Origin of the sequence: Streptomyces sp. NBC_00028, from assembly GCF_045041065.1 — a bacterium.
Lineage (GTDB): Bacteria > Actinomycetota > Actinomycetes > Streptomycetales > Streptomycetaceae > Streptomyces.
Window position 1 is genome coordinate 7,028,805 of sequence record NZ_CP108293.1, and the last position, 21,482, is coordinate 7,050,286.

Below are 21,482 nucleotides of genomic sequence, written 5' to 3' on the forward strand. Positions count from 1 at the left end.
CTTTGAATATCTAGGAGGTGCCCATGGGGGATCGCAAGGAGGCTCGGGACGCGGAGTTCCAGAGCTTTGTCATCGGCCGCTGGCCGCGGCTGATGAGAACGGCATTTCTCCTCACGGGGGAGCAGCACGCCGCGGAGGACCTGGTCCAGTCGACCCTGGAGCAGGTGTACGTGGCCTGGCGCAGGGTCGGCTCGGCCGACGACCCGGAGGCGTATGTACGGCGCGTGATGATCAACGCGCACGCCCGTCGGCACCGCAGGAAACTCAGGGAGTTCCTGGCGCCCAAGGACGACTCGGGCCTGGCGCGCGAGATCGCCGACACGGGTGACCGCATCGCGCAGGCCGAGGACCGCAGCGCCCTGCTGAAGGCGCTGGCCCAACTGCCGCCGCGGCAGCGCGAGGCCGTGGTCCTGCGCTACTGGGAGGACCTGACCGAGACCCAGACCGCCGAGGCGATGGGCTGTTCCGTCGGCTCGGTGAAGAGCAACGCGGCCAAGGGGATCGCGAAACTCCGGGCCATACCGGGGCTGGTCGACATGGCGACGCAGGGAGGGCGGCAGTGATGAGCGCGGACCGGGAGACGAACCACGACATGACGAACAGCGACATCACCACCCTGCTGACCGAGGCCACGGACGAGGTGGAGATCGGCATAGCCCCCTACCAGGCGGTCATCCGGGGCGGCCGCCGCCGCAAGGCCCGCCGCTGGGCCGTGGCCACGGCCACCGCCCTGGTGATCGCCGGCTCCTCGGCGACGCTGGCGGTGGCGGGGCTGCCGGGAGGCGGCGGGACGGTGGGCCCGGCGGCGACCGAGGCCCCGGCGACGGCTCCGGCGGACCTGTTCACCCCGCAGCGCACGACGCTCGCGAGCGGCGTCGAGGACGGGAAGTCCTGGAAGGTCGTCATCGACGTCTGGGCGACACCGCGCGACAAGGCGCAGGCCGAGGGACAGCTCCAGGCGATGGCCCTGTCCGGCCACATCCCGACGGGCGTGACCAAGGCCTCCGAACTGATCGGCAAGAGCTCGTACGTGACGTACCTCAGGGACGGTGACGACGAGAGCCGGGGTGTCTACGAGGACGCGTTCGACGAGACCGACATCCCGATGAAGGGGACGGACGTCGAATCCGCCGCGATTCCCTTCAGGACCACGGACGAGCATGTGGAGCGTCTGGTCATCGGCATGGTCGGCAGGGACGCCGAGCAGGTCACGTGCACCTGGAAGAACGGAACGGCGACCAAGGTCGACCGCCCGGGGAAGGACACGGAGGTCGCCACCGACCAGCCGGCGATCCGCAGGGCCGAGGGTTCGCCGGTGGACTGGTTCGTGTGCTTGGCGCCGAAGGGGACGGAGTACAAGTCTGCGGACGTGACGGAGAGGCAGGTGCCGGCGGCGGGGTAATAGGGGGCGGCGGGACGGGCACTACAACCAGCCCTGCTGCCGGGCCTCCCGCAGTGCCTCGGTCCGGTTGCGGGTGCCTGTCTTGCCGATGGCGGCGGAGAGGTAGTTGCGGACCGTGGACTCCGAGAGATGGAGGGCGTCAGCGATGTCGGCGACCGTCGCGCCGTCCGCGGACGCGCCGAGGACCTCGACCTCACGAGCCGTCAGAGGGTTGGGTCCGGCGCTGAGGGCGGCCGCGGCGAGGGCGGGGTCGATGACCGTCTCACCGGTCAGTACGCGGCGGATCGACGCGGCCAGTTCCTCCACGGGGCCGTCCTTCACCAGGAAACCAGCGGCCCCGGCCTCCATGGCCCGGCGCAGATAGCCGGGGCGGCCGAAGGTGGTCAGGATCAGCACCCGGCAGTCGGGGGCCTGGTCGCGGAGCTCGGCGGCGGCGTCCAGGCCGCTCTTGCCCGGCAGTTCGATGTCGAGGAGCGCCACGTCCGGGCGGTGGATCAGCGCCGCGTCCACGATCGCGTCACCGGCCCCGACCTGGGCGACCACCTCGATGTCCGCCTCCATCCCGAGCAGCAGCGCGAGAGCGCCCCGCATCATGCCCTGATCCTCGGCGAGGAGCACCCGAATGGACTTGGCAGGCCGATGATCCCGCGGCATCTCGTTCACGGCCCAAGGGTAGGGCGAGGGGGACCGGGCCGCTTGGCATGCGGGCTCACCCTCGGAGGGACGCGGCCGTGACCGCGGTGCCGGTGTCGGCCACGTCATGGGATGCGGCCGGGGTCCTGATGCCGTCCGCGGGTCCGGGGTCGGCCGGCGTGCCCATGTCGGTCACGGGCTCGGGGGCGGCTGGCGTGGGTGTGTTGGCCATGGCTTCGGGCGCGGCTGGCGTGCCTGTGTCGGCGGTGGCTTCGGATGCGACCGCCGTGTCGGTGTCCGCCACAGCCTCGGACGTGACCCTCGTCCCGGTGTCGTCCACGCGCCCGGGGTCGGCCGACGTACCCGTGTTCTCCACGGTCTCGCGCGCGACCGCCAGGCCCGTGCCCATGCTCGTGTCCGCCACAGTTCCGGGCGAGCCCGCCGTCCCCACGTCCCCGCCCCCCACCGGCAACTCCGCCGTCACCACGAACCCGCCCCGAGCCCCCGCCGTCCCGGCCGTCAACCGGCCCCCCGCCGCGGCAAGCCGCTCCTCCAGCCCCCGCAGGCCGGTACCCCCGACCACCCCGCGCGAACCCATGTCCCCGGCCGTCGCTCCTTCCGATGCCCCGCGCCCCTCCCCGTCGTCAACCACCCGCACCCGAACCCCCTCAGCCTCCCCTTCCACCGAGATCTCGCACCGCGTGACGCCCCGCCCGTGCCGCAGCACATTGGTCACCGCCTCCCGGACCACCCACCCCAGCAGCACCTCTGTCTGGGCGGCCAGGGGTGGGCCGGAGTGGTGGACGGCGGGTTCGATGCCCGCGGCCTCCAGGACCGACCTCGCGCGGTCGAGCTCCGTGCCGAGGCTGCCCTCGCGGTAGCCGGTCACCGCCTCGCGGATCTCCGTGAGGGCCTGGCGGCCGACGGACTCGATGTCGGTGATCTGGGCGAGGGCGGCGTCCAGGTCGCGGCGGGCCAGGCGGCGGGCCGCCTCCGACTTGACCACGATCACGGACATGGTGTGACCGAGCAGGTCATGCAGGTCGCGGGAGAACCGCAGGCGTTCCTCCTCGACCGCGCGCCGGGCCAGTTCCTCGCGGGCGGCGCGCAGTTCCCGTACCGCCTCGGACAGGGACAGGATCGCCGCCGTCACCATCGTCGACAGGAACGTGGCGTAGGCGATGTTCACCGCGTCCCAGCCGTCCCGGTAGGTGGAGACGGCCGCCGCCAGGGCGGTCAGGGCCAGGCCGGTCCTGCCGAGCCACGGCCCACGGGTCACGGACCCGGTGGCCAGGCCCAGCAGGGGGAAGAAGTACAGCCAGCTGCCGCCGTAGCCGAGGGCCAGGGTGCAGGTGACCAGGCCCATGAGGACCAGGGCCACCCGGGTCGAGCGGGCCTCCCGGGTCTGCTTCGTGAACGCGCGGAAGACGACGTAGATGTAGAGGGAGTTGAAGACGAACAGGCCGATGCCGCCGAGCACCGGCTGCCGCGTGCCCGCCTGGAAGAGGTTGGAGAACGCGCCCATCCCGAGCAGCAGCCAGGGGAGGAGCGCGAACCCGGTGGGCGGCGGGCCGGGCGCCTCCGACGACTTGCGGGCCTGGCGTGCCTCGAGGCTGCAGGACGCCGACTCCCACCAGTGCCACTTGTTCCATGTCTCCCGCACGCGCCGCATGCCCTGCATCCCCTGTGTCATGGCTCCACGCTACGAACCCCACCCACCCGCACGGCAGAGCCAGTCGTACGGAATCCCGCAGGACAAATGTCATACGGCCGGGGACACCGAGCTGACACCCCGTCAGGAGTCTTCACAACTCCCGTGCGCTGGGCTATACAGGGGGCGCCGGACTGGAACGCGTTCTAGATCGGCCCGTGACGACCTCGGTGCGGCCGACGGTGCGGACGGCCGCACCGAGGTCTCGGAGCCCCTCTCCGAACCCGACTCCGAACCCGAGGGAGCCGCCTTGCCCATCGACGCCGCCAAGGCCCTTGCCGCCGAACCCCGTTCCGGTGAGATCTCCTGGAACTCCAAGGACGTCCAGCTCTACCACCTCGGCATCGGTGCGGGCGCGAACCCCGACAAGGCCAGTCCCGCCACCGACCCGGACGAGCTGCGCTACACCCTGGAGTCCCGGCTCCACGTCCTGCCGAGCTTCGCCACGGTCGCCGGCTCCGGATCACCCGGCGTGATCAGCGGCCTGTCCATGCCCGGCATCGAGGTCGACCTGGCCCGGGTGCTGCACGGCGGACAGTCGCTGACGATCCACCGCCCCCTGCCCGTCGACGGCACCGCGACCGCCACCGGCCGGATCGCCGCGATCCACGACAAGGGCAAGGCGGCCGTCCTCGTCATGCGCACCGAAGTCGCGGACACCGAGGGGCCGTTGTGGACCAACGACGCCCAGATCTTCGTACGGGGGGAGGGCGGGTGGGGTGGCGACCGCGGGCCGTCCGCCCGTCTCGAACCGCCCACCGGTGAACCCGACCGGGTCGTCGAGCGGGCCGTCCGTCCCGACCAGGCGCTGCTCTACCGCCTCTCCGGCGACTGGAACCCACTGCACGCCGACCCCGAGTTCGCCAAGGTCGCCGGGTTCGAACGGCCCATCCTGCACGGGCTGTGCACCTACGGGATCGCGCTCAAGGCCGTCGTCGACACCCTGCTCGGCGGGGACGTGACACGGGTGCGGTCGTACGACACCCGGTTCGCCGGGGTCGTCTACCCGGGCGAGACCCTGCGCATCCGTATGTGGCACTCGCCCACGTCCACCCGCGTCGCCGTCAGCGCCGTCGAGCGGGACGACGCGCTCGTCCTCGCCGACACGACCGTCGCACACACCTGAGTCCCAAGAACCCTGCACGAGGGGAGCCGCACCATGCGCGCAGCCGTACTGCACGAGATCGGCCAGGACAAGCTGGAGGTCCTCGACGACGTCGAGGCGGTGGGCTTCGGCCCGGGCAAGGTGCGGATCCGGGTACGGGCCACCGGCCTGTGCCACTCCGATCTGTCCGCGATGGGCGGCGTCCTGCCACAGCCCGCACCCTTCGTGCCGGGGCACGAGGGCGCCGGCGAGATCATCGAAGTCGGGGAGGGCGTGGGGAACGTGAAGGCCGGGGACCGGGTCGTGGTCTGCTGGCTGCCCGCCTGCGGTGTCTGTCCCGCCTGCAAGCGCGGCCAGACCGAACTGTGTCTGGCCGGGTTCATGAACGCCGGCACCCCCAACTTCAAGCGGCCCGGCGGCGATCTGTTCGGCTTCGCCGGTACCGGCACCTTCGCCGAGGAGGTCGTCGTCGACGCCGGATGCGCGGTGCCGATCCCCGACGACGTGCCCTTCGACATCGCCGCGCTCATCGGCTGCGGGGTGACCACGGGACTCGGCGCCGCCCTCAACACCGCTGACGTGGAAGCCGGTTCGTCCGTCGCCGTCATCGGCTGCGGCGGCGTCGGTATCTCCGCGATCCAGGGGGCCAGGCTCAAGGGCGCGGCCGAGATAGTCGCCGTCGACCCGGTCGTCTCCCGGCGCGAGTCCGCCCTCAAGTTCGGCGCCACCAGGGCCGTTTCGCCCGACGAGCTGGCCGACGCCAAGCAACAGGTCACCGCCGGCGAAGGCTTCGACTACGTCTTCGAGGTCGTCGGCAAGTCCGCCACCGCCCGCACGGCCTACGAGAACACCCGCCGCGGCGGCACCCTGGTCGTCGTCGGCGCGGGCGCCATGGACGACTTCCTCCAGCTCAACATGTTCGAGCTGTTCTTCGACGAGAAGCGCATCCTGCCGTCCATGTACGGCGGCGGTGACGTCCTGACCTCCTACGAGCGGACCATCGCCCTGTGGCGGGCCGGCCGGATCGACCTGGAGGGGCTCATCACCCACCGGGTGCCGCTCACCGAGATCAACGAGGCCCTCGACCAGATGCGCACGGGCACCGCGCTCCGTACGTGCATCGAGATCTGAGGAACCCAGGCCATGTCACTGCCACTTGAGGGGCTGTCCGCGATCGTCACCGGCGCCGGACGCGGCCTGGGCCGGGCCGAGGCGCTCGAACTCGCCCGGCTCGGCGCCGCCGTCGTCGTCAACGACTTCGGGCAACCGGGGCGCGACGGCTCCGGCGCGGCCTCCACGGGCCCCGCCGAGGAGGTCGCCGCGGAGATCCGCGCGGCGGGCGGCCGGGCGCTCGCCCACACCGGGGACGTCGCCGACTTCCAACAGGCGCGGGAACTGGTGGAGTTGGCCGTGTCCGAGTTCGGCAAGCTCGACATCCTCGTCAACAACGCCGGCATCCTGCGGGACCGCATGGTCTTCTCGATGAGCGAGGGGGAGTGGGACGCGGTCATCCGCGTCCACCTCAAGGGCCACTTCAACACGACCCGCTTCGCGGCCGCGCACTGGCGCGCCCGGGCCAAGGACGCCGGGGGGCGGGTGTACGGGCGGATCGTGAACACCTCCTCGGAGGCGTTCCTCGCGGGCTCGGCCGGACAGCCCAACTACGCCGCCGCGAAAGGCGGCATCGTCGGACTGACCACCTCCACGGCGCTCGCCCTCGCCAAGTACGGCGTCACCGCCAACGCCATCTGCCCGCGCGCCCGCACCCGGATGACCGAGGACGTCTTCGCGGGCTTCGAACTCCCCGAGGACCGGCTGGACCCGCTCGCCCCCGAGCATGTCGCCCCGCTCGTCGGCTACTTGGCCGCACCGGCCGCCGCCCGCGTCAACGGACAACTGCTCGTCGTCCACGGCGGGATGGTCGCCGTGGTCGAACGGCCGCGGGTGCAGGCCAAGTTCGACAGCAAGCAGGAGACGTTCACGTACGACGAACTCGACGCGGCCCTCACTCCGCACTTCGCGGAACGGGCGGACGGGGAGACGTTCGGGGCGGTGGAAGTACTGGGACTCAAGCGCGAGTAGACGAAGGCCCCGCCCACCTCGGAGGTGGGCGGGGCCTTCGTCCTGCGTCGTCCCTAGGCCGCCGACTCGGTCTTCTCCTCGGCCGGCTTGCGGTGCCGGCCACGAGGGGCCGAATCGCCGTCCTGTGCCGAGACCTGACCGCGGTGCCGGCCGTGGCCGGAGGCACCCTGGGAATCGGTGTGCGGCGGCTGGATCGTGCGTGCGTCGCTCATCGGAAGAACTCACCCCGTCAACATGATCTTTCTTACAGCCGGGCGAGTTTAACCGGCACCCCACGGGCCGAATCCAGGCGGCCACGCCAACCGGCACTAGTTCGTTACAAGACGTCCCAGAGGCGCTTTCCCGAGCGGCACCGGACGCGGTGCGACAGGCTCCACGGCCACGGCGGGCTCCGGGGGATCCGGCTCCGACGGCCCGCCGGTACCCGAGTCCGACGCCGTGCCCGGCGTCTCCCCGGCGGCCGTCCCGCCCCTGTCCGGATCCCCCGGGCCCGCGTCCCCCGCGGTTCCCCCGTTCGCAGTGGCTCTTCGTGCCTCCCGCTCGGGCGCCGTCAACTCGGCCACCCCGCACGGCACTTCGTCCGTGGCGTACGGCAGTCGCAGCACCCCGTCCCGCGTCCACAGCCCGCTGCCCGCCAACCACCCCACGGGCGCCGCGAGATGGTGCACCTGCCGTCCGTCCGGCCGCCACACCCCGACCCAGCTGCCCAGCGGCCCGTCGATGCGCAGCGCCACCGCGCAGCTCTCCGGCATCAGCACCTGCCCCGGCTGGATCGCGAACGGCGTCACCGTGCACTCCGGCAGCCGCAGGCTCTCCGGGAAGCGCACCGGCAGCGTGCTGCCCATGACCCCCCAGCCCAGCCGCTGCCGCCCGGGCGAGGGCGCGTCGGAGCCGATGAGCAGCAGCCCGCTGTCCGGGTCGGCCAGCAGCAGCCGGTCGTCGCTGCCGTCCGCGATCTGGAGCAGCGGCGACACCTCGCCGCCCCGCTCCAGGTCCACCACGATCGCCTTGGTGCAGCCGCCGACCTCCCGGTCCAGGGCCAGCATCCGCCCGGTCCGGTCCAGCCACACGCCGCCCGAGCAGCGCCCGGGGATCTCCGCGAGGTGCTCCGGGCCGAAGGTGCCGCCCGCCACGAGCCACACCGCGCTCGTCCGCCGGCCCACGGCGAGGGCGTACGCCCTCTCCCCGCCCGGCGCCGGGGGCAGCAGCCACAGCCGGGTCTCCTCGTCCGGGCACTCGACCGCGCCCAGGAGCAGCTCGCCGGTGCCGGGGCCGGTCGGGTAGAGCAGCGAGAAGTTGTGCCGTCCGTCCGCGAACCGCCGGATCAGGACCCGGCCGTCGGCCATCGGCTGCACCTCGGTGCCGGGCTCCTCCGGCTGGTTGCCGGGCAATGGCACCGCGTAGGGCTCCGGGCCGTCCATCGTCCAGCGCTCCGGGAACCAGGAGTCGCCGTCCAGGGTGAGGCGGGCGGCGTAGCAGCCGTCCGCGGTGATCGTGCAGCCAGCCTGCGGCGTACCGTCCTCGTCCGCCGCCGTGGGCTCGATCGCACAGGCCGTCATCGTTCGGTCACCTCCGGCCACGAAGCTAGTTTTCGCACGCACGGGCGGGGGACTAGGCGCCCACCGCTTCACACAAAGGGATGGCCCAGGAACGATTCGCCTGAGGAAACCGGGGCGATTGTGCTGTACGGGACGACGACGGCCCGCTCCGGTACAACGGCACAGAACAGCCAGGTAGCCTTTTCCCGTGCCCCGTCTGTCTGAAGTCTCCCCGCCCCGTCTCTCGGACGTCGTCGCCGCGCTGGAGAACCTCTGGCCTGCCGAGCGGGCCGAGTCCTGGGACGCGGTCGGCACCGTCGTGGGCGACCCCGACCAGGAGGTCACGCGGGTCCTGTTCGCCGTCGACCCGGTCCAGGAGATCGTCGACGAGGCGGTGAAGCTGGGCGCCGACCTGCTGGTCACCCACCACCCGCTCTATCTGCGCGGTACGACGACGGTCGCGGCCACCCACTTCAAGGGCCGGGCCGTCCACACCCTCATCAAGAACGACATCGCGCTGCACGTCGCCCACACCAACGCGGACACCGCCGACCCGGGTGTCTCCGACGCCCTCGCCGGCGCGCTGGACCTCCGGGTCGTACGACCCCTCGTGCCGGACCCGACCGACCCGAGCGGCCGCCGGGGCCTCGGCCGGATCTGCGAGCTGGACCACCCGCTGCCGCTGAAGGAGTTCGCGGCGAAGGCCGCCGCCCGACTCCCCGCCACCGCGCAGGGCATCCGTGTGGCCGGCGACCCGGAAGCCGTTGTGCGCACGGTCGCCGTCAGCGGCGGCTCCGGCGACAGCCTCTTCGACGTCGTACGCGCCGCCGGCGTGGACGCCTTCCTCACCGCGGACCTGCGCCACCACCCGGCCTCCGAGGCCCGCGCCCACAGTCCTCTCGCGCTGCTCGACGCGGCGCACTGGGCCACCGAATGGCCCTGGTGCGAGCTGGCCGCCGCCCAGCTCGACGAGATCTCCGACCGGGAGGGATGGGACCTCAGGGTCCATGTGTCCCGCACGGTCACCGACCCCTGGACCGCCCACGCGGCGTCCACCACGCCTACTGACCTGGGAGCCCCCAACTGAACGCCGCGCCCGCCGACCAGATCCGTCTTCTCGACGTCCAGGCCCTCGACGTCCGCCTCCAGCAGCTCGCGCACAAGCGCCGGTCGCTGCCCGAGCACGCCGAGATCGAGGCGTTGACCAAGGACGCCACGCAGCTGCGTGACCTCCTCGTCGCCGCGCAGACCGAGGAGAGCGACACCGCCCGCGAGCAGACCAAGGCCGAGCAGGACGTGGACCAGGTGCGCCAGCGCGCCGCCCGCGACCAGCAGCGCCTGGACTCCGGCGCGGTGACGTCCCCGAAGGACCTGGAGAACCTCCAGCGCGAGATCGCCTCCCTCGCCAAGCGCCAGGGCGACCTGGAGGACATCGTCCTGGAGGTCATGGAGCGCCGTGAGTCCGCGCAGGAGCGGGTCGCCGAGCTGACCGAGCGGGTCGGCGCGGTGCAGGGCAAGATCGACGACGCGACGGCCCGCCGGGAGGCGGCGTTCGAGGGCATCGACGGCGAGGTCGCGACGGTCACCAAGGAGCGCGAGGTCATCTCCGGCACGATCCCCGCGGACCTGCTCAAGCTCTACGACAAGCTGCGCGAGCAGCAGGGCGGCATCGGTGCGGCGAAGCTGTACCAGCGGACCTGCCAGGGCTGCCGTCAGGAGCTGGCGATCACGGACATCAACGAGATCCGCTCGGCCGCGCCCGACACCGTCGTCCGCTGCGAGAACTGCCGCCGCATCCTGGTGCGCACGGCCGAGTCGGGTCTGTAAGGGCCTGAGGGTCCTGTAAGGAGCGTTGCGCGTGCGGGAGTTCATCGTCGAGGCCGACGGCGGGTCCCGGGGCAACCCCGGGCCCGCGGGCTACGGCTCGGTCGTCATCGACGCGGCGACGGGCGAGACGCTGGCGGAGCGGGCCGAGTACATCGGCGTCGCGACGAACAACGTTGCCGAGTACCGGGGGTTGGTGGCGGGCCTGCGCGCCGCCGCCGAACTCGACCCCGCCGCGTCCGTGCACGTCCGCATGGACTCCAAGCTCGTCGTCGAGCAGATGTCGGGACGCTGGAAGATCAAGCACCCGGACATGAAGCCGCTCGCGATGGAGGCGTCCCGGGTGTTCCCGGCGGACCGGGTGACGTACGAGTGGATCCCGCGCGAACGCAACAAGCACGCGGACCGGTTGGCGAACGAGGCGATGGACGCGGGGGCGAAGGGGGAGCAGTGGTCTGCTTCGACTTCGGCTTCGACTTCGACTTCGACTTCGACTTCGGCTTCGACTTCGGGTTCGGCTTCGGCTTCGGTGGCGGAGCTGGAGGCGGCGAAGTCCGCTGCTCTTTCCTCTGCCGGTGAGTCTGTCCGCCGCGGAGCGGCGGGGAGTCTGGGCGGCGGAGCCGTCAAGGCCAAGGCCGACGCTGATGTGCGGGCGGCTCAGAGCGTCGCCAGCGCCGGCTGGGCCCCGGCCGACATGGGAGCGCCGGCGACCTTCGTGCTGCTGCGGCACGGGGAGACGCCGTTGACTCCGCAGAAGCGGTTCTCGGGGAGTGGCGGTACCGATCCGTCGCTGTCCGAGGTGGGGCGGGAGCAGGCGCGGCTGGTCGGTGAGGCGCTGGCCCGGCGCGGCACCGTACAGGAGATCCTGGCGTCGCCCCTCGCCCGTACCCGGCAGACCGCGGCGGCCGTGGCGGAGCGCCTCGGGCTTGACGTGACCGTCGAGGACGGGCTGCGGGAGACGGACTTCGGGGCGTGGGAGGGGCTGACGTTCGGCGAGGTACGGGAGCGTTACCCCGACGACCTCACCCGTTGGCTCGCCGACCCCGAAGCCGAACCCACCGGCGGCGGCGAGAGCTTCGCGGCGACGGCCACCCGTATCGCCGCCACCCGCGACAAGCTGATCGCGACGTACGCGGGCCGTACGGTCCTGCTCGTCACGCACGTCACGCCCATCAAGACGTTCGTACGTCTCGCCCTCGGCGCTCCACCGGAGTCCCTGTTCCGCATGGAACTGAGCGCCGCCTCGCTCTCCGCGGTGGCGTACTACGCCGACGGCAACGCCAGCGTCCGCCTCTTCAACGACACGTCCCACCTGCGTCCCTGAGTTCCGCTGCGGCGCGGGCGAGTTCCTCGACCCGCGCCCAGTCCCGGGCGGCGATCGCGTCCGCGGGCAGCATCCAAGTCCCGCCCACGCACCCGACGTTGGGCAGGGACAGATACTCGGGAGCGTTCGCCGCCCCGATCCCGCCCGTTGGGCAGAACCGCGCCTGCGGCAACGGCCCCGCGAGCGACTTCAGATACGCCGTCCCGCCCGCGGCCTGCGCCGGGAAGAACTTCATCTCCCGCACCCCGCGTTCGAGGAGCGCCACGACCTCGGACGCCGTCGACACCCCCGGCAGGAACGGCACCCCGGACGCCCGCATGGCTTCGAGGAGTACGTCCGTCCAGCCCGGGCTGACCAGGAACCGCGCCCCGGCCGCCACCGACGCCGTCACCTGCTCCGGCGTCACGACGGTGCCCGTCCCGACCACGGCATCCGGCACATCGGCCGCGATGGCCCGTACGGCATCCAGCGCGGCCGGAGTCCGCAGCGTCACCTCGATCGCGGGCAGCCCACCGGCGACGAGCGCCCGCGCCAACGGGACGGCATCGGAGGCGTCCTCGATGACGACGACGGGGACGACGGGGGCGAGATCCAGCACGCTCATGGCTTCATCGTGCCGATGCGGAGCGATGTGCGCAACGAGCGTTGCAGAGGATGCAATCGCAGGGTGGCCGACTAGTGGATCTCGTCCACCAGCACATCCAGCGTCCAGGCCTTCCCGGCCGCCCCCTTCGGCGGCTCGACCTCCACGACGTACCCGAGGTCCCGCAGCGCCTCCACCAGCTCCGCAGGCCCCGCCGGCGCGATGCCCGCCGACAGCAGACTCCGTACGATCCGCCCCTTGGTCGCCTTGTTGAAGTGGCTGACCACCTTCCGCGTCGGCGCGTGCAGCACCCGCACGCTCGCCGTCCGCCCGGCCACCTCACCCTTCGGCTTCCACGCGGCGGCGTACGCGGAGGACCGCAGATCGAGCACGAGCCCCGCCCCAGCGGCCTCCGGCATGACCTCGGCCATCGGCGCCCGCCAGTGCGCGCCCAGCGCCCCGAGCCCCGGCAGCCTCACGCCCATGGAGCACCGGTACGAGGGGATCTTGTCGGCGACCCCGACGGCCCCCCACAGCCCGGAGAACACGAGCAGCTGCCGCCCCGCCCGCCTCTTCGCGGCGGTGTCGAGAGAGGCGAGGCCGAGCGAGTCGTAGAGAACCCCGGTGTAGATCTCCCCGGCAGGCCGCGCCCCGGCCCCCAGTAGCTCGGCGTTCTTCCCGACCTCACCCCGCAGCCCCTCGCTCAGCCCGAGCACCTCGCGCGCCTTCTCCTCGTCCCCGGCGCACAGCTCCACGAGCTCACCGAGCACGGCCTGCCGGGCCTCGGTCAGCCCCGGCAGCGACAACGACTCCAGCTTCAGCGGGGCGCCACGACCGGAGGCGGCCTTGCCTTCGGACGGCGGCAGCAGGACAAGCACGGGCGGATCTCCTTCTGTTTGTGCAGAGCTCCCGCACAGCGTACGGGGACCCGATGTGCTTACCCTCGCTGTATGCCCCGCCGCCACATCAGCGTGACCGGCGCCCCCGAAGCCCCTCTCCGGGCCGCGCTCACCGCACTGCGCACCGAACTCGGAGTGCCGGATGCCTATCCGCCCAAGGCGCTGGCCGATGCAGAGCGTCCCCCGGTACTCCCGCCCTACGACGCCACCGACATCCCCCTGTTCACGATCGACCCGCCGACGTCCACCGACCTCGACCAGGCGATGCACCTCGCGCGCCGGGGCACCGGCTACCGCGTCCGGTACGCCATCGCCGACGTCGCCGCGTTCGTCGTACCCGGATCGGCGCTGGACGCGGAGACCCACCGCCGTGTGATGACCCTCTACTTCCCCGACGAGAAGGTCCCGCTGCACCCGCCCGAGCTCAGCGAGGGCGCGGCCAGCCTGCTGCCGGGCCAGACCCGCCCGGCGGCCCTGTGGACAATCGACCTGGACGCGGAGGGCCGGACGGTGGCGGTGGACGTGCGCCGCGCACTCGTCCGCAGCCGGGCGAAGCTCGACTACGAGGGCGTACAGAAGGAGATCGACGGGGGCACCGCCGAGGAGCCGCTGGCCCTGCTCAAGGTGATCGGTCGGCTGCGGGAGGAGCTGGAGGTGGCTCGCGGCGGCATCTCCCTGAACGTCCCCGAGCAGGAGATCGTAGAGCGGGAGGGGGGTTACGAGCTGACGTACCGCGCCCCACTCCCCGCCGACGGCTGGAACGCGCAGATCTCCCTGCTCACAGGCATGGCGGCCGCCGACCTGATGCTCGCGCACGGCACCGGCGTACTCCGCACGCTTCCCGCCGCCCCCGACGGCGCGGTCGGCCGCCTGCGCCGCACGGCCCACGCGCTGCACATCGACTGGCCGCACCACGTGTCGTACGCGGCGCTGGTCCGCTCCCTGGACCCGGCCGTCCCGCATCACGCGGCGTTCTTGCAGGAGTGCACGACGTTGCTGCGGGGCGCGGGTTACACGGTCTTCCGGGACGGGGTTCTTCCGTTGATCACCACACACTCGGCGGTGGCGGCGCCGTACGCCCACTGCACGGCCCCTTTGCGCCGCCTGGCCGACCGGTACGCGTCGGAGCTCTGCCTGGCGGCGGTGGCGGGGGAGCCGGTGCCGGAGTGGGTGCTGGCGGCGTTGGATTCGCTTCCGCAGGAGATGGCCGAGGGCGGCCGACGGGCGGGCACGGTCGAGCGGGCGTGCGTCGACATCGTGGAGGCGGCGCTGTTGAAGGACCGGGTGGGGGAGGTCTTCGACGGCTGCGTGGTGGAGGTGGAGGAGCGGCGGCCGTCGGTGGGGGTGGTGCAGTTGGAGTCGCCGGCGGTGATCGGGAGGGTCGAGAGTCCGGATGGGCTTCCGCTGGGGGAACGGCTACGGGTCCGCCTCACACAGGCAGACCCTTCTCACCCGGCGAGGGTGCGTTTCGTGCCCGCGTGATCCTGCGGACGACCTGGAGACGACGGACTTTCTCTGACCACCCCGGCGTTGCACCCTGAGAACGACGGACAGGGGACGTCGGACAGGGGGGCGGGGCGTGGAGCAGGCACTGTGGACTCGGGCGCGGCTGGGTCGCTGCGGCCCGCGCCTGGACCTCCTCACGGCCCGCTTCGACAAGCATGTCTACGCTCCCCACGCCCATGACGAGTTCACGGTCGGCGTCTGCGTGGGTGGCTCGGAGATCATCGACTACCGGGGCGGGCACATCCGCACCGGCCCGGGCAGCATCGTCGTACTGGCACCGGGGGAGGTGCACACGGGAGGCCCGGGAAACGCGACGGACGGTTACGCGTACCGGGCCCTGTACGCGGAGACGCCCCTGCTCGCCGACGGCACGCTGGGCTTCCCGCACTTCCGTGAGCCCCTGATAGACGACCCGGAGCTGGCCACGGCCCTCCGCCTGACCCACACGGAGCTCAGCGCCTGCCCCGATCCGCTGGAGGCGGAGTCCCGGCTGCCGTGGCTGCTGACCGCGCTGGCCCGGCGCCATTCGACGGCCCGGGCGACGGGGGACGTGGTACCGGGCGGCGACGGTATCGCGTTGCTCGTGCGGGACCGACTGGCGGACGAGATGGTGACCCCTCCCTCCCTGGCAGCCCTGGCCACGGACCTGGGCCTGTCCCGCTACCAGCTCCTACGGGCCTTCCGTACGACGATGGGCCTGCCGCCGTACGCCTGGCTGGCGCAGTACCGCGTCCACCGCGCACGGACCCTGCTGGAGTCGGGCCTGCGCCCGGCCGAGGTGGCGACCGCCGTGGGCTTCGCGGACCAGGCACACCTCACGAGGTGGTTCCGGCGGGTGCTGGGGGTGACGCCGGCGGCGTACCGCAACAGCGTTCAAGACGGCGGGCGGGGGTCCGGCTGAGACTGCGCGCATGACTGCACGCGGCTGGTTCCTGTTCTCCCTGATGGGAGTGGTCTGGGGCATCCCCTACCTGATGATCAAGGTGGCGGTGGAGGCTCCGCTGTCCCCGTCGTTCGTGGTGTTCACGCGGTGTGCGCTGGGGGCGGCGCTGCTGCTGCCGTTCGCGGTGCGGGGTCTGGTGGGGACGGTGAGGTCCCATTGGAAGCCGCTGCTGGCGTTCGCGTGCATCGAGATCATCGGCCCGTGGTTCACGCTGACGGACGCGGAACGGCATCTGTCCAGCTCGACGGCGGGTCTGCTGATAGCGGGGGTGCCGATCGTGGGCGTGCTGCTGGCCCGCTTCTTCGGCGCCACGGAGCGGCTGGGGGCGCGCCGGGTGACGGGCCTGGGGCTGGGCCTGGCGGGGGTCGGGGTCCTGACGGTCCCGCACCTGACGGGCGGGGACGCGCGGTCGATGGCGGAGGTGCTGGTGACGGTGGTGGGCTATGCGACGGCGCCGTTGATCGCGGCACGGCATTTGCGGGACGTCCCCTCCTTGCAGCTCACGGCGTCGTGCCTGGGCCTGGCGGCGCTGGTGTACGCGACGCCGGCGGCGATGACCTGGCCGGCGGCGATGCCCTCCACCCCGGTGGTGTTGGCGCTGGCCGGGCTGGGGGTGATCTGCACGGCGGTGGCCTTCGTCGCGTTCCTGGAGCTGATCAAGGAGGTCGGTCCGACGCGCTCGACGGTGATCACGTACGTCAACCCGGCGGTGGCGGTGGCGGCCGGCGCCCTGTTCCTGGGCGAGGACCTGACGGCGGGCGTCGGGGCGGCGTTCGCCCTGATCCTGGCGGGCTCGGTGCTGGCGACGGCGTCTGGAGTCCGGGGCTCTGGCCGCCCGGTAACATGGTCGACACGGCAGACGAGCCGGGCGGACGGCCGCGTGGAGTCCCCTTGACGGGGGCTTCCCGAGGAACGTCCGGGCTCCACAGGGCAAGGTGGTGGCTAACGGCCACCCGGGGTGACCCGCGGGACAGTGCCACAGAAAACAGACCGCCGGGGACCTCGGTCCTCGGTAAGGGTGAAACGGTGGTGTAAGAGACCACCAGTGCCCAGGGTGACCTGGGCAGCTAGGTAAACCCCACTTGGAGCAAGGTCAAAAGGAGTGCCGTAAAAAGCACTCTGCGGGGACGTTCGAGGGCTGCCCGCCCGAGTCCCTGGGTAGACCGCACGAGGCCGGTGGCAACACCGGCCCTAGATGGATGGCCGTCTCCCCGGCCGCCGCGAGGCAGCCGGGCGACAGAACCCGGCGTACAGCCCGACTCGTCTGCCCTTCCGCTCCGCGCTGAATCCGGGCCAGCCGATTTGCGGTTGACCTTCGGACATCGGAAAACCGAGTGTGGCGTGTGCCGCCGCCACGGCGACCACCCGTACGGCGGCCAGCGCCGCCGGGTACCCTCGGACACATCGTCAACGCGGCCCGACGGGCTTCCGTTCCACTCCGGTGGAGCTTCGAAGGACATGCCCCCACCCGCACGAGTCTCTTCGTGCTGCCTGGGGGAAGTCCTTGCTGTTCCGTGCGTCCGCGAAAACGGTCGCCGTCATGGCACTCGACGGTTCGCTGTTCCTGCACCTCACCGAGCAGTTCGTCCATATGCACGGCTACCGGCCCGGAGCCTCGGAGATGCGTTCCTGGGAACGCAGCATCCCGCTCCTGACCGCCGCGCTCAACGACGCAGGACTGGGCGACGTCGAGGTGATGCTCGAGTACGCCCTGCCGCTGAACAGCAAGCGCGCCGACGTCGTCCTCGCCGGCGTGCACCCGGCCACGCAGGAGCCGTCCTATGTCGTGGTGGAGCTGAAGCAGTGGAGCCAGGCGGCTCCGCACGAGGACGACCCCACCCTGTGTCACGTCGACGCCTATGCGCACGCCGTGCTCAATCCGATCGAGCAGGTGCGGCGGTACCGCGACTACCTGGTCAACTTCAACGGCGCCGTGGCCGATCACGGCGAGCGCGTCCACGGAGTGGCCTTCCTGCACAACGCCACCGAGTTCGGGGTGGCCGGGCTGCGGGAGATCGAGGGCGACGGGCAGGGGCGGCTCTTCACGGCGGAGCGCCGCGGTGCGTTCGTCGACTACCTCCGGTCGAAGCTGAGTGACAAGCACCCCGGTGCCCGTGCGGCGGACGACCTGCTCGCGGGGGCCACCGTGCCGTCGAAGCAGTTGATGTCCGTGGCAGCCCAGGAAGTGCGGGAGCGGCAGCAGTTCGTCCTCCTCGACGAGCAGCAGGTCGCCTACCGCTTGGTGCTCAACGCGGTGGAGCGGGCTAAGCGCGCCGATCACAAGGAAGTCGTCATTGTCACCGGCGGCCCTGGTACCGGGAAGAGCGTGATCGCGCTCCAACTGCTCGGCGAGCTCTACCGGAGGGGTGTGGCAGCGGTTCACGCGACCGGCTCGCAGTCGTTCACCAAGACGATGCGCAAGGTGGCCGGCTCCCGGAAACGGGAAGTCCAGGATCTCTTCAAGTACTTCAACAGCTTCATGACCACGGAGAAGAACAGCCTGGGTGCGCTGATCTGTGACGAGGCGCACCGCATCCGGGAGACCTCCGCCAACCGTTACACCCGCGCGGCACTGCGGACCGGCAGGGCACAGATCGACGAACTCATCGACGTCGCCCACGTACCGGTCTTCTTCCTCGACGAGCACCAGGTGGTGCGCCCCGGTGAGATGGGTACCGTGGACGAAATTCGTGAGGCCGCGTCCAGGCGGGGCATCGACTGCCATGTCGTCCCCCTGGACAGCCAGTTCCGCTGCGGAGGCAGCGATGCCTACCTGCGCTGGGTGGTCCGGCTCCTCGGCCTCGAGCCCGGAGGGCCGGTCGTGTGGGAGCCCGACGACCGCATGCAGTTGCTGGTCGCCGACAGCCCCGAAGAACTCGAGGCATTCCTCGCCGCCCGCCGCGCCGAGAAATACGGTGCCCGCATGTCGGCGGGATACTGCTGGCGGTGGTCTCCCGAGCCCAAGCCCGGTGATCCACTGCCTCCCGACGTCGTCATCGGGGGCTGGGCCCGGCCCTGGAACCTGCGCGGCGACCGGTCGGTCTCCGGCGCGCCTCCGTCCGCGCTGTGGGCCACCGACCCCGCGGGCTTCGGGCAGATCGGCTGTGTCTACACCGCCCAGGGATTCGAGTACGACTGGTCCGGCGTCATCATCGGACCGGACCTGGTCTGGCGGGGCGGCCGTTGGGTCACCGACCGCACCGCGTCCAAGGACCCCGTCTTCAAGAAGTCCACGTCGGACACCGACGTGGACCGCCTCATCCGGAACACCTACAAGGTGCTGCTGACGCGGGGCATGGTCGGCACGATCGTCTACTCGACCGATCCGGAGACCCGGGAGAAGCTGCGGGAGCTGGTGTCCGGCCGACCGAAGCCACAGCCTGCCGCGCGTGAGGAGCGCCTTCTGAGGCAGTGAGCGCGTGATATTCGGCCATGATGTCCGTGCTTCCAGCCGACCGACGTGGCATATGCGTCGGGCTAGGACGTCCCTTCCCTAAGATCGCAGGCGTCATTGCGGCTCGACGGGCTTCCCCACGTGGACATGCCCCCATCCGCACGAGATTCACTCGTGCCCTGGGGGATCCACCTCGTGTCCATGCTCCTGCTGAAACTGGCAGCGCGGGATCTGCTGACCCTGAACTCAAGACGCCGTATGGTGCCCCACCTCGCCGCGAGATGGAAGCACTTTCTCCGCACCGACGCATCGTTGACCGAACGTTCCGCCTGGGCAGAGAGCCTGGTGCACCTTGCCGAGGATCTGGTCGCCGCCGACCGCGGGAACGTCGAGATGGTCGTCGAGTGTGCGGCCACGCTCGACGAGGCCGAGCGCGCCGGCGCCCCGCGGCTCATCGATGTCGTCCTCGTGGGTCATCATCCTGAAGAGAACGGGCTGTCCGTCCAACTCGTCGAGCTGAAGCGGTGGTCGACAGTGACCCGGGTGGAGCGGGCCACCGCGGAATTGGTCCATGTCCCCGGCATGGGGGAGAAGAAGCATCCCGCGCTACAACTGCGCGAGTACTACGAGGCGTTCACGAGCCGCAGAGGTCCGCTGTACGGACTGGACTTCGAGTGCGGCGGCTTCGCCTATCTGCACAACGCCACCGATGCTTCCGTGCTCCCACTGATCGGCGTGGACGCGCCGACCGGTTCCTACGCTCGTGTCTACACGAACGACCGACGCGCCCAACTGCGGTCGGACCTGCGGAGCAGCTTCGCCGCCGAGGGGGCCGACTCGGCGGCCGAGATCCTGCTACGGAGCATGGGCCTGCGTAATACTCCGCTCCTCGATGCCATGATCCGCTCCAACGGCGAGGACACGGTCTTCACCCTGCGCGGCCGTCAGAAGAAGGTTGCGGACGAGATACTCGAGACTGCCGCCAAGGTGCTTCCCGATCGCCGGCAGCCCGCGCTCCTCCCCGACGAGCGGCGGGTGGTGTTCCTCGTCACGGGAGGCGCAGGTACGGGCAAGAGCGCCATCGGTCTCCAGCTCAAGGCCGAACTGGAGGCCGAGGGCCGCACGGTCAAGTACGCGAGCGGCAGCAGGGCCTTCAACGGCGCCCTGCAGGAGCATGTCGGCTTCGGCGACCGGGAGTTCAAGGAGACCTTCACCTACTTCAGCAACTTCGTCACCCCACCCGACCCGCCTCTGGACGTGCTCATCTGCGACGAGGCGCACCGCCTCCGTGCCCGCTCGACCAACCGCTTCTGGAAGCCTGAGCACTGGGGCACCAAGCCTCAGGTGGACGAGCTCCTCGACGCCTCCCGGCTCACAGTGTTCTTCCTGGACGAGGGCCAGTCCGTGCGCCCGCAGGAGGTGGGCACCGCCGCTCTCGTGGAGGACGCGGCAAAGCGCTACGACGCCGTCCTGGTCCGCAACAGCCTGAGGGAGCAGTTCCGGTGTGGCGGCAGCGACGGCTACATCCGCTGGGTGCGGGGCGCGCTGGGGGTGTCCGGCGCCGAGCCGGAGGTGTGGGCCCCGGACGGACTCATGCACATCGAGGTCGTGGACAGCCCGGAGGAACTCGAGCGGATCATCCGTACCGAGGCCGGGGCGGGAGCGTCCGCGCGCATGGTCGCGGGATACTGCTGGCCCTGGACGAAACCCCGGGGGAAGGAGAAACGACTCGAGCGCGACGTGCGGATCGGTGACTGGCACCGGCCGTGGAACGCGGACAGTGAGTCCTTCTGTGAGAGCAAGAGCGTTCCGCCTTCGAAGATCTGGTCCGTGCACGAGAACGGCCTTGGCCAGATCGGCTGTGTGTACACCGCGCAGGGTCTGGAGTGGGACTGGTGCGGTGTGATCATGGGCGAGGACATGGTGCGCCGTGGCGACCGCTGGGTGTTCCGCCGGGGCAAGGACCGGGCGGACAAGGACGCGGGCGTCAAGCGGGTGGCCGTTCCCGGGTCGTTCGATCCCAAGGTGAAACCGAAGAGCGTGGACGATGACGAGTTCGCCCGACTCGTCCGGCATGCCTACCACGTGCTGATGACCCGGGCCAGCCGGGCAACCGTTCTCTACTCCACGGACGCGGAGACCCGGGACTACCTGAAGGATCTCGTCGGTGACGTCCAGATCCATGGTCTGCGACCCACCTGGGGGAACCTGCCCGAGCAGGCGCGACAGCCACATCTACCCCGCCCCGACCCAGGGCGACGCCGCCGTAGGAAACGTCAGAAGCAGGACAGCCCGCCCGGAGTGATGTTTCTTTTCTGAAGCGGCGGGCCGGTAGGTGGAGTGGCGGGCTCCCGGGCCCGCCACCTTGCCGGTCAGAAGACCAGGCGCGCTACCACGGCAAGGGCCGTCACCAACAGATTGGTGACGACTCCCACCGTGACGTCGACCAGAATCTGACGAATCCGGTCCTGACGTGCAAGCTTGTACTCAACGGGGTTCATCGGTTTCCACTCCTGAGCGTGAGCTGGGAATGGCAGG

18 protein-coding genes, 1 other RNA gene and 2 pseudogenes are annotated in these 21,482 nt (G+C 71.1%); 14 read left to right on the forward strand and 7 right to left on the reverse strand.

Annotated elements, in window-relative coordinates:
• Window positions 1-23 precede the first annotated feature (23 nt).
• The gene (locus OG885_RS31625; RefSeq protein ID WP_405737672.1) at window positions 24-563 is read left to right on the forward strand and encodes a SigE family RNA polymerase sigma factor; all 540 of its coding nucleotides are present in this window, start codon (window positions 24-26) and stop codon (window positions 561-563) included.
• Window positions 563-1,402, forward strand: a complete 840-nt coding sequence (locus OG885_RS31630) for a hypothetical protein (RefSeq protein ID WP_405737673.1) — start codon at window positions 563-565, stop codon at window positions 1,400-1,402. Before OG885_RS31625 ends, OG885_RS31630 begins: the two co-directional genes overlap by 1 nt.
• 21 nt (window positions 1,403-1,423) lie before the next feature.
• Here the strand turns inward: OG885_RS31630 and OG885_RS31635 are convergent, their stop codons facing one another.
• The gene (locus OG885_RS31635) at window positions 1,424-2,056 is read right to left on the reverse strand and encodes a response regulator (protein ID WP_399965935.1); all 633 of its coding nucleotides are present in this window, start codon (window positions 2,054-2,056) and stop codon (window positions 1,424-1,426) included.
• A 412-nt stretch (window positions 2,057-2,468) separates the two neighbouring features.
• Window positions 2,469-3,728: pseudogene (locus OG885_RS31640) on the reverse strand (sensor histidine kinase); the annotation flags it as partial.
• Window positions 3,729-3,996: 268 nt separating this feature from the next.
• Between OG885_RS31640 and OG885_RS31645 the strand changes: the two are divergent.
• Genes OG885_RS31645 through OG885_RS31655 form a run of 3 tightly spaced genes read left to right on the forward strand, consistent with a single transcriptional unit; the run spans window position 3,997 to window position 6,933 of the window.
• Complete coding sequence (locus tag OG885_RS31645) at window positions 3,997-4,872, forward strand: MaoC/PaaZ C-terminal domain-containing protein (RefSeq protein ID WP_405737674.1); 876 nt, start codon at window positions 3,997-3,999, stop codon at window positions 4,870-4,872.
• Window positions 4,873-4,905: 33 nt separating this feature from the next.
• Window positions 4,906-5,982 carry a Zn-dependent alcohol dehydrogenase gene (locus OG885_RS31650; protein WP_405737675.1) on the forward strand — a complete coding sequence of 359 codons (1,077 nt, stop codon included), beginning with the start codon at window positions 4,906-4,908 and terminating at the stop codon, window positions 5,980-5,982.
• A gap of 12 nt (window positions 5,983-5,994) precedes the next feature.
• The gene (locus OG885_RS31655) at window positions 5,995-6,933 is read left to right on the forward strand and encodes a 3-oxoacyl-ACP reductase (RefSeq protein ID WP_405737676.1); all 939 of its coding nucleotides are present in this window, start codon (window positions 5,995-5,997) and stop codon (window positions 6,931-6,933) included.
• A gap of 53 nt (window positions 6,934-6,986) precedes the next feature.
• Here OG885_RS31655 and OG885_RS31660 read toward each other — a convergent pair whose 3' ends face one another.
• Together OG885_RS31660 and OG885_RS31665 are read right to left on the reverse strand one after the other, a co-directional pair.
• Window positions 6,987-7,145: a hypothetical protein gene (locus OG885_RS31660; RefSeq protein WP_405737677.1), complete on the reverse strand. Its 159-nt coding sequence runs from the start codon at window positions 7,143-7,145 to the stop codon at window positions 6,987-6,989.
• Window positions 7,146-7,241: 96 nt separating this feature from the next.
• The gene (locus tag OG885_RS31665) at window positions 7,242-8,492 is read right to left on the reverse strand and encodes a hypothetical protein (RefSeq protein ID WP_405737678.1); all 1,251 of its coding nucleotides are present in this window, start codon (window positions 8,490-8,492) and stop codon (window positions 7,242-7,244) included.
• A gap of 187 nt (window positions 8,493-8,679) precedes the next feature.
• Between OG885_RS31665 and OG885_RS31670 the strand changes: the two genes are divergently transcribed.
• The 3 genes from OG885_RS31670 to OG885_RS31680 are packed head-to-tail and all read left to right on the forward strand — an operon-like array spanning window position 8,680 to window position 11,619.
• Window positions 8,680-9,558 carry a Nif3-like dinuclear metal center hexameric protein gene (locus OG885_RS31670; RefSeq protein ID WP_405737679.1) on the forward strand — a complete coding sequence of 293 codons (879 nt, stop codon included), beginning with the start codon at window positions 8,680-8,682 and terminating at the stop codon, window positions 9,556-9,558.
• Complete coding sequence (locus OG885_RS31675) at window positions 9,555-10,298, forward strand: zinc ribbon domain-containing protein (RefSeq protein ID WP_405742962.1); 744 nt, start codon at window positions 9,555-9,557, stop codon at window positions 10,296-10,298. The genes OG885_RS31670 and OG885_RS31675 overlap by 4 nt, the downstream gene beginning before the upstream one ends.
• A 31-nt stretch (window positions 10,299-10,329) precedes the next feature.
• A complete protein-coding gene (locus OG885_RS31680) occupies window positions 10,330-11,619 on the forward strand; it encodes a bifunctional RNase H/acid phosphatase (RefSeq protein ID WP_405737680.1) in 1,290 nt (429 codons plus the stop codon).
• On the opposite strand, the gene OG885_RS31685 is transcribed toward OG885_RS31680, so the two are convergent.
• Window positions 11,591-12,223, reverse strand: a complete 633-nt coding sequence (locus OG885_RS31685; RefSeq protein ID WP_405737681.1) for a bifunctional 4-hydroxy-2-oxoglutarate aldolase/2-dehydro-3-deoxy-phosphogluconate aldolase — start codon at window positions 12,221-12,223, stop codon at window positions 11,591-11,593. The two genes, OG885_RS31680 and OG885_RS31685, sit on opposite strands and share 29 nt — an antisense overlap.
• A 71-nt stretch (window positions 12,224-12,294) precedes the next feature.
• Window positions 12,295-13,080 carry a peroxide stress protein YaaA gene (gene yaaA / locus OG885_RS31690; protein ID WP_405737682.1) on the reverse strand — a complete coding sequence of 262 codons (786 nt, stop codon included), beginning with the start codon at window positions 13,078-13,080 and terminating at the stop codon, window positions 12,295-12,297.
• Between the two features lie 72 nt (window positions 13,081-13,152).
• Here yaaA and OG885_RS31695 point away from each other — a divergent pair, with 72 nt between their 5' ends.
• The 6 genes and pseudogenes from OG885_RS31695 to OG885_RS31720 all read left to right on the forward strand — a co-directional run bounded on the left by OG885_RS31695 (window position 13,153) and on the right by OG885_RS31720 (window position 21,263).
• Window positions 13,153-14,583, forward strand: a complete 1,431-nt coding sequence (locus tag OG885_RS31695; RefSeq protein ID WP_405737683.1) for an RNB domain-containing ribonuclease — start codon at window positions 13,153-13,155, stop codon at window positions 14,581-14,583.
• Between the two features lie 97 nt (window positions 14,584-14,680).
• A complete protein-coding gene (locus OG885_RS31700; RefSeq protein WP_405737684.1) occupies window positions 14,681-15,508 on the forward strand; it encodes a helix-turn-helix domain-containing protein in 828 nt (275 codons plus the stop codon).
• A 73-nt stretch (window positions 15,509-15,581) separates the two neighbouring features.
• A pseudogene (locus OG885_RS31705) lies at window positions 15,582-16,295 on the forward strand (DMT family transporter); the annotation flags it as partial.
• A gap of 115 nt (window positions 16,296-16,410) precedes the next feature.
• Window positions 16,411-16,817, forward strand: an RNA gene (gene rnpB / locus OG885_RS31710) — RNase P RNA component class A.
• Window positions 16,818-17,054: 237 nt separating this feature from the next.
• Complete coding sequence (locus OG885_RS31715) at window positions 17,055-18,965, forward strand: DNA/RNA helicase domain-containing protein (RefSeq protein ID WP_405737685.1); 1,911 nt, start codon at window positions 17,055-17,057, stop codon at window positions 18,963-18,965.
• 291 nt (window positions 18,966-19,256) lie between these two features.
• Window positions 19,257-21,263 carry a DUF2075 domain-containing protein gene (locus tag OG885_RS31720; RefSeq protein WP_405737686.1) on the forward strand — a complete coding sequence of 669 codons (2,007 nt, stop codon included), beginning with the start codon at window positions 19,257-19,259 and terminating at the stop codon, window positions 21,261-21,263.
• A gap of 53 nt (window positions 21,264-21,316) precedes the next feature.
• Here the strand turns inward: OG885_RS31720 and OG885_RS31725 are convergent, their stop codons facing one another.
• Window positions 21,317-21,445, reverse strand: a complete 129-nt coding sequence (locus OG885_RS31725; RefSeq protein ID WP_405737687.1) for a DUF6408 family protein — start codon at window positions 21,443-21,445, stop codon at window positions 21,317-21,319.
• Window positions 21,446-21,482: the final 37 nt, after the last annotated feature.

Bases quoted from the DNA above. Each gene is read 5' to 3' on its own strand.
- OG885_RS31625 (WP_405737672.1), top strand. From the start codon at position 24: ATGGGGGATCGCAAGGAGGCTCGGGACGCGGAGTTCCAGAGCTTTGTC.
- OG885_RS31630 (WP_405737673.1), top strand. From the start codon at position 563: ATGAGCGCGGACCGGGAGACGAACCACGACATGACGAACAGCGACATC.
- OG885_RS31635 (WP_399965935.1), bottom strand. From the start codon at position 2,056: ATGCCGCGGGATCATCGGCCTGCCAAGTCCATTCGGGTGCTCCTCGCC.
- OG885_RS31650 (WP_405737675.1), top strand. From the start codon at position 4,906: ATGCGCGCAGCCGTACTGCACGAGATCGGCCAGGACAAGCTGGAGGTC.
- OG885_RS31655 (WP_405737676.1), top strand. From the start codon at position 5,995: ATGTCACTGCCACTTGAGGGGCTGTCCGCGATCGTCACCGGCGCCGGA.
- OG885_RS31660 (WP_405737677.1), bottom strand. From the start codon at position 7,145: ATGAGCGACGCACGCACGATCCAGCCGCCGCACACCGATTCCCAGGGT.
- OG885_RS31665 (WP_405737678.1), bottom strand. From the start codon at position 8,492: ATGACGGCCTGTGCGATCGAGCCCACGGCGGCGGACGAGGACGGTACG.
- OG885_RS31685 (WP_405737681.1), bottom strand. From the start codon at position 12,223: ATGAGCGTGCTGGATCTCGCCCCCGTCGTCCCCGTCGTCGTCATCGAG.
- OG885_RS31695 (WP_405737683.1), top strand. From the start codon at position 13,153: ATGCCCCGCCGCCACATCAGCGTGACCGGCGCCCCCGAAGCCCCTCTC.
- OG885_RS31725 (WP_405737687.1), bottom strand. From the start codon at position 21,445: ATGAACCCCGTTGAGTACAAGCTTGCACGTCAGGACCGGATTCGTCAG.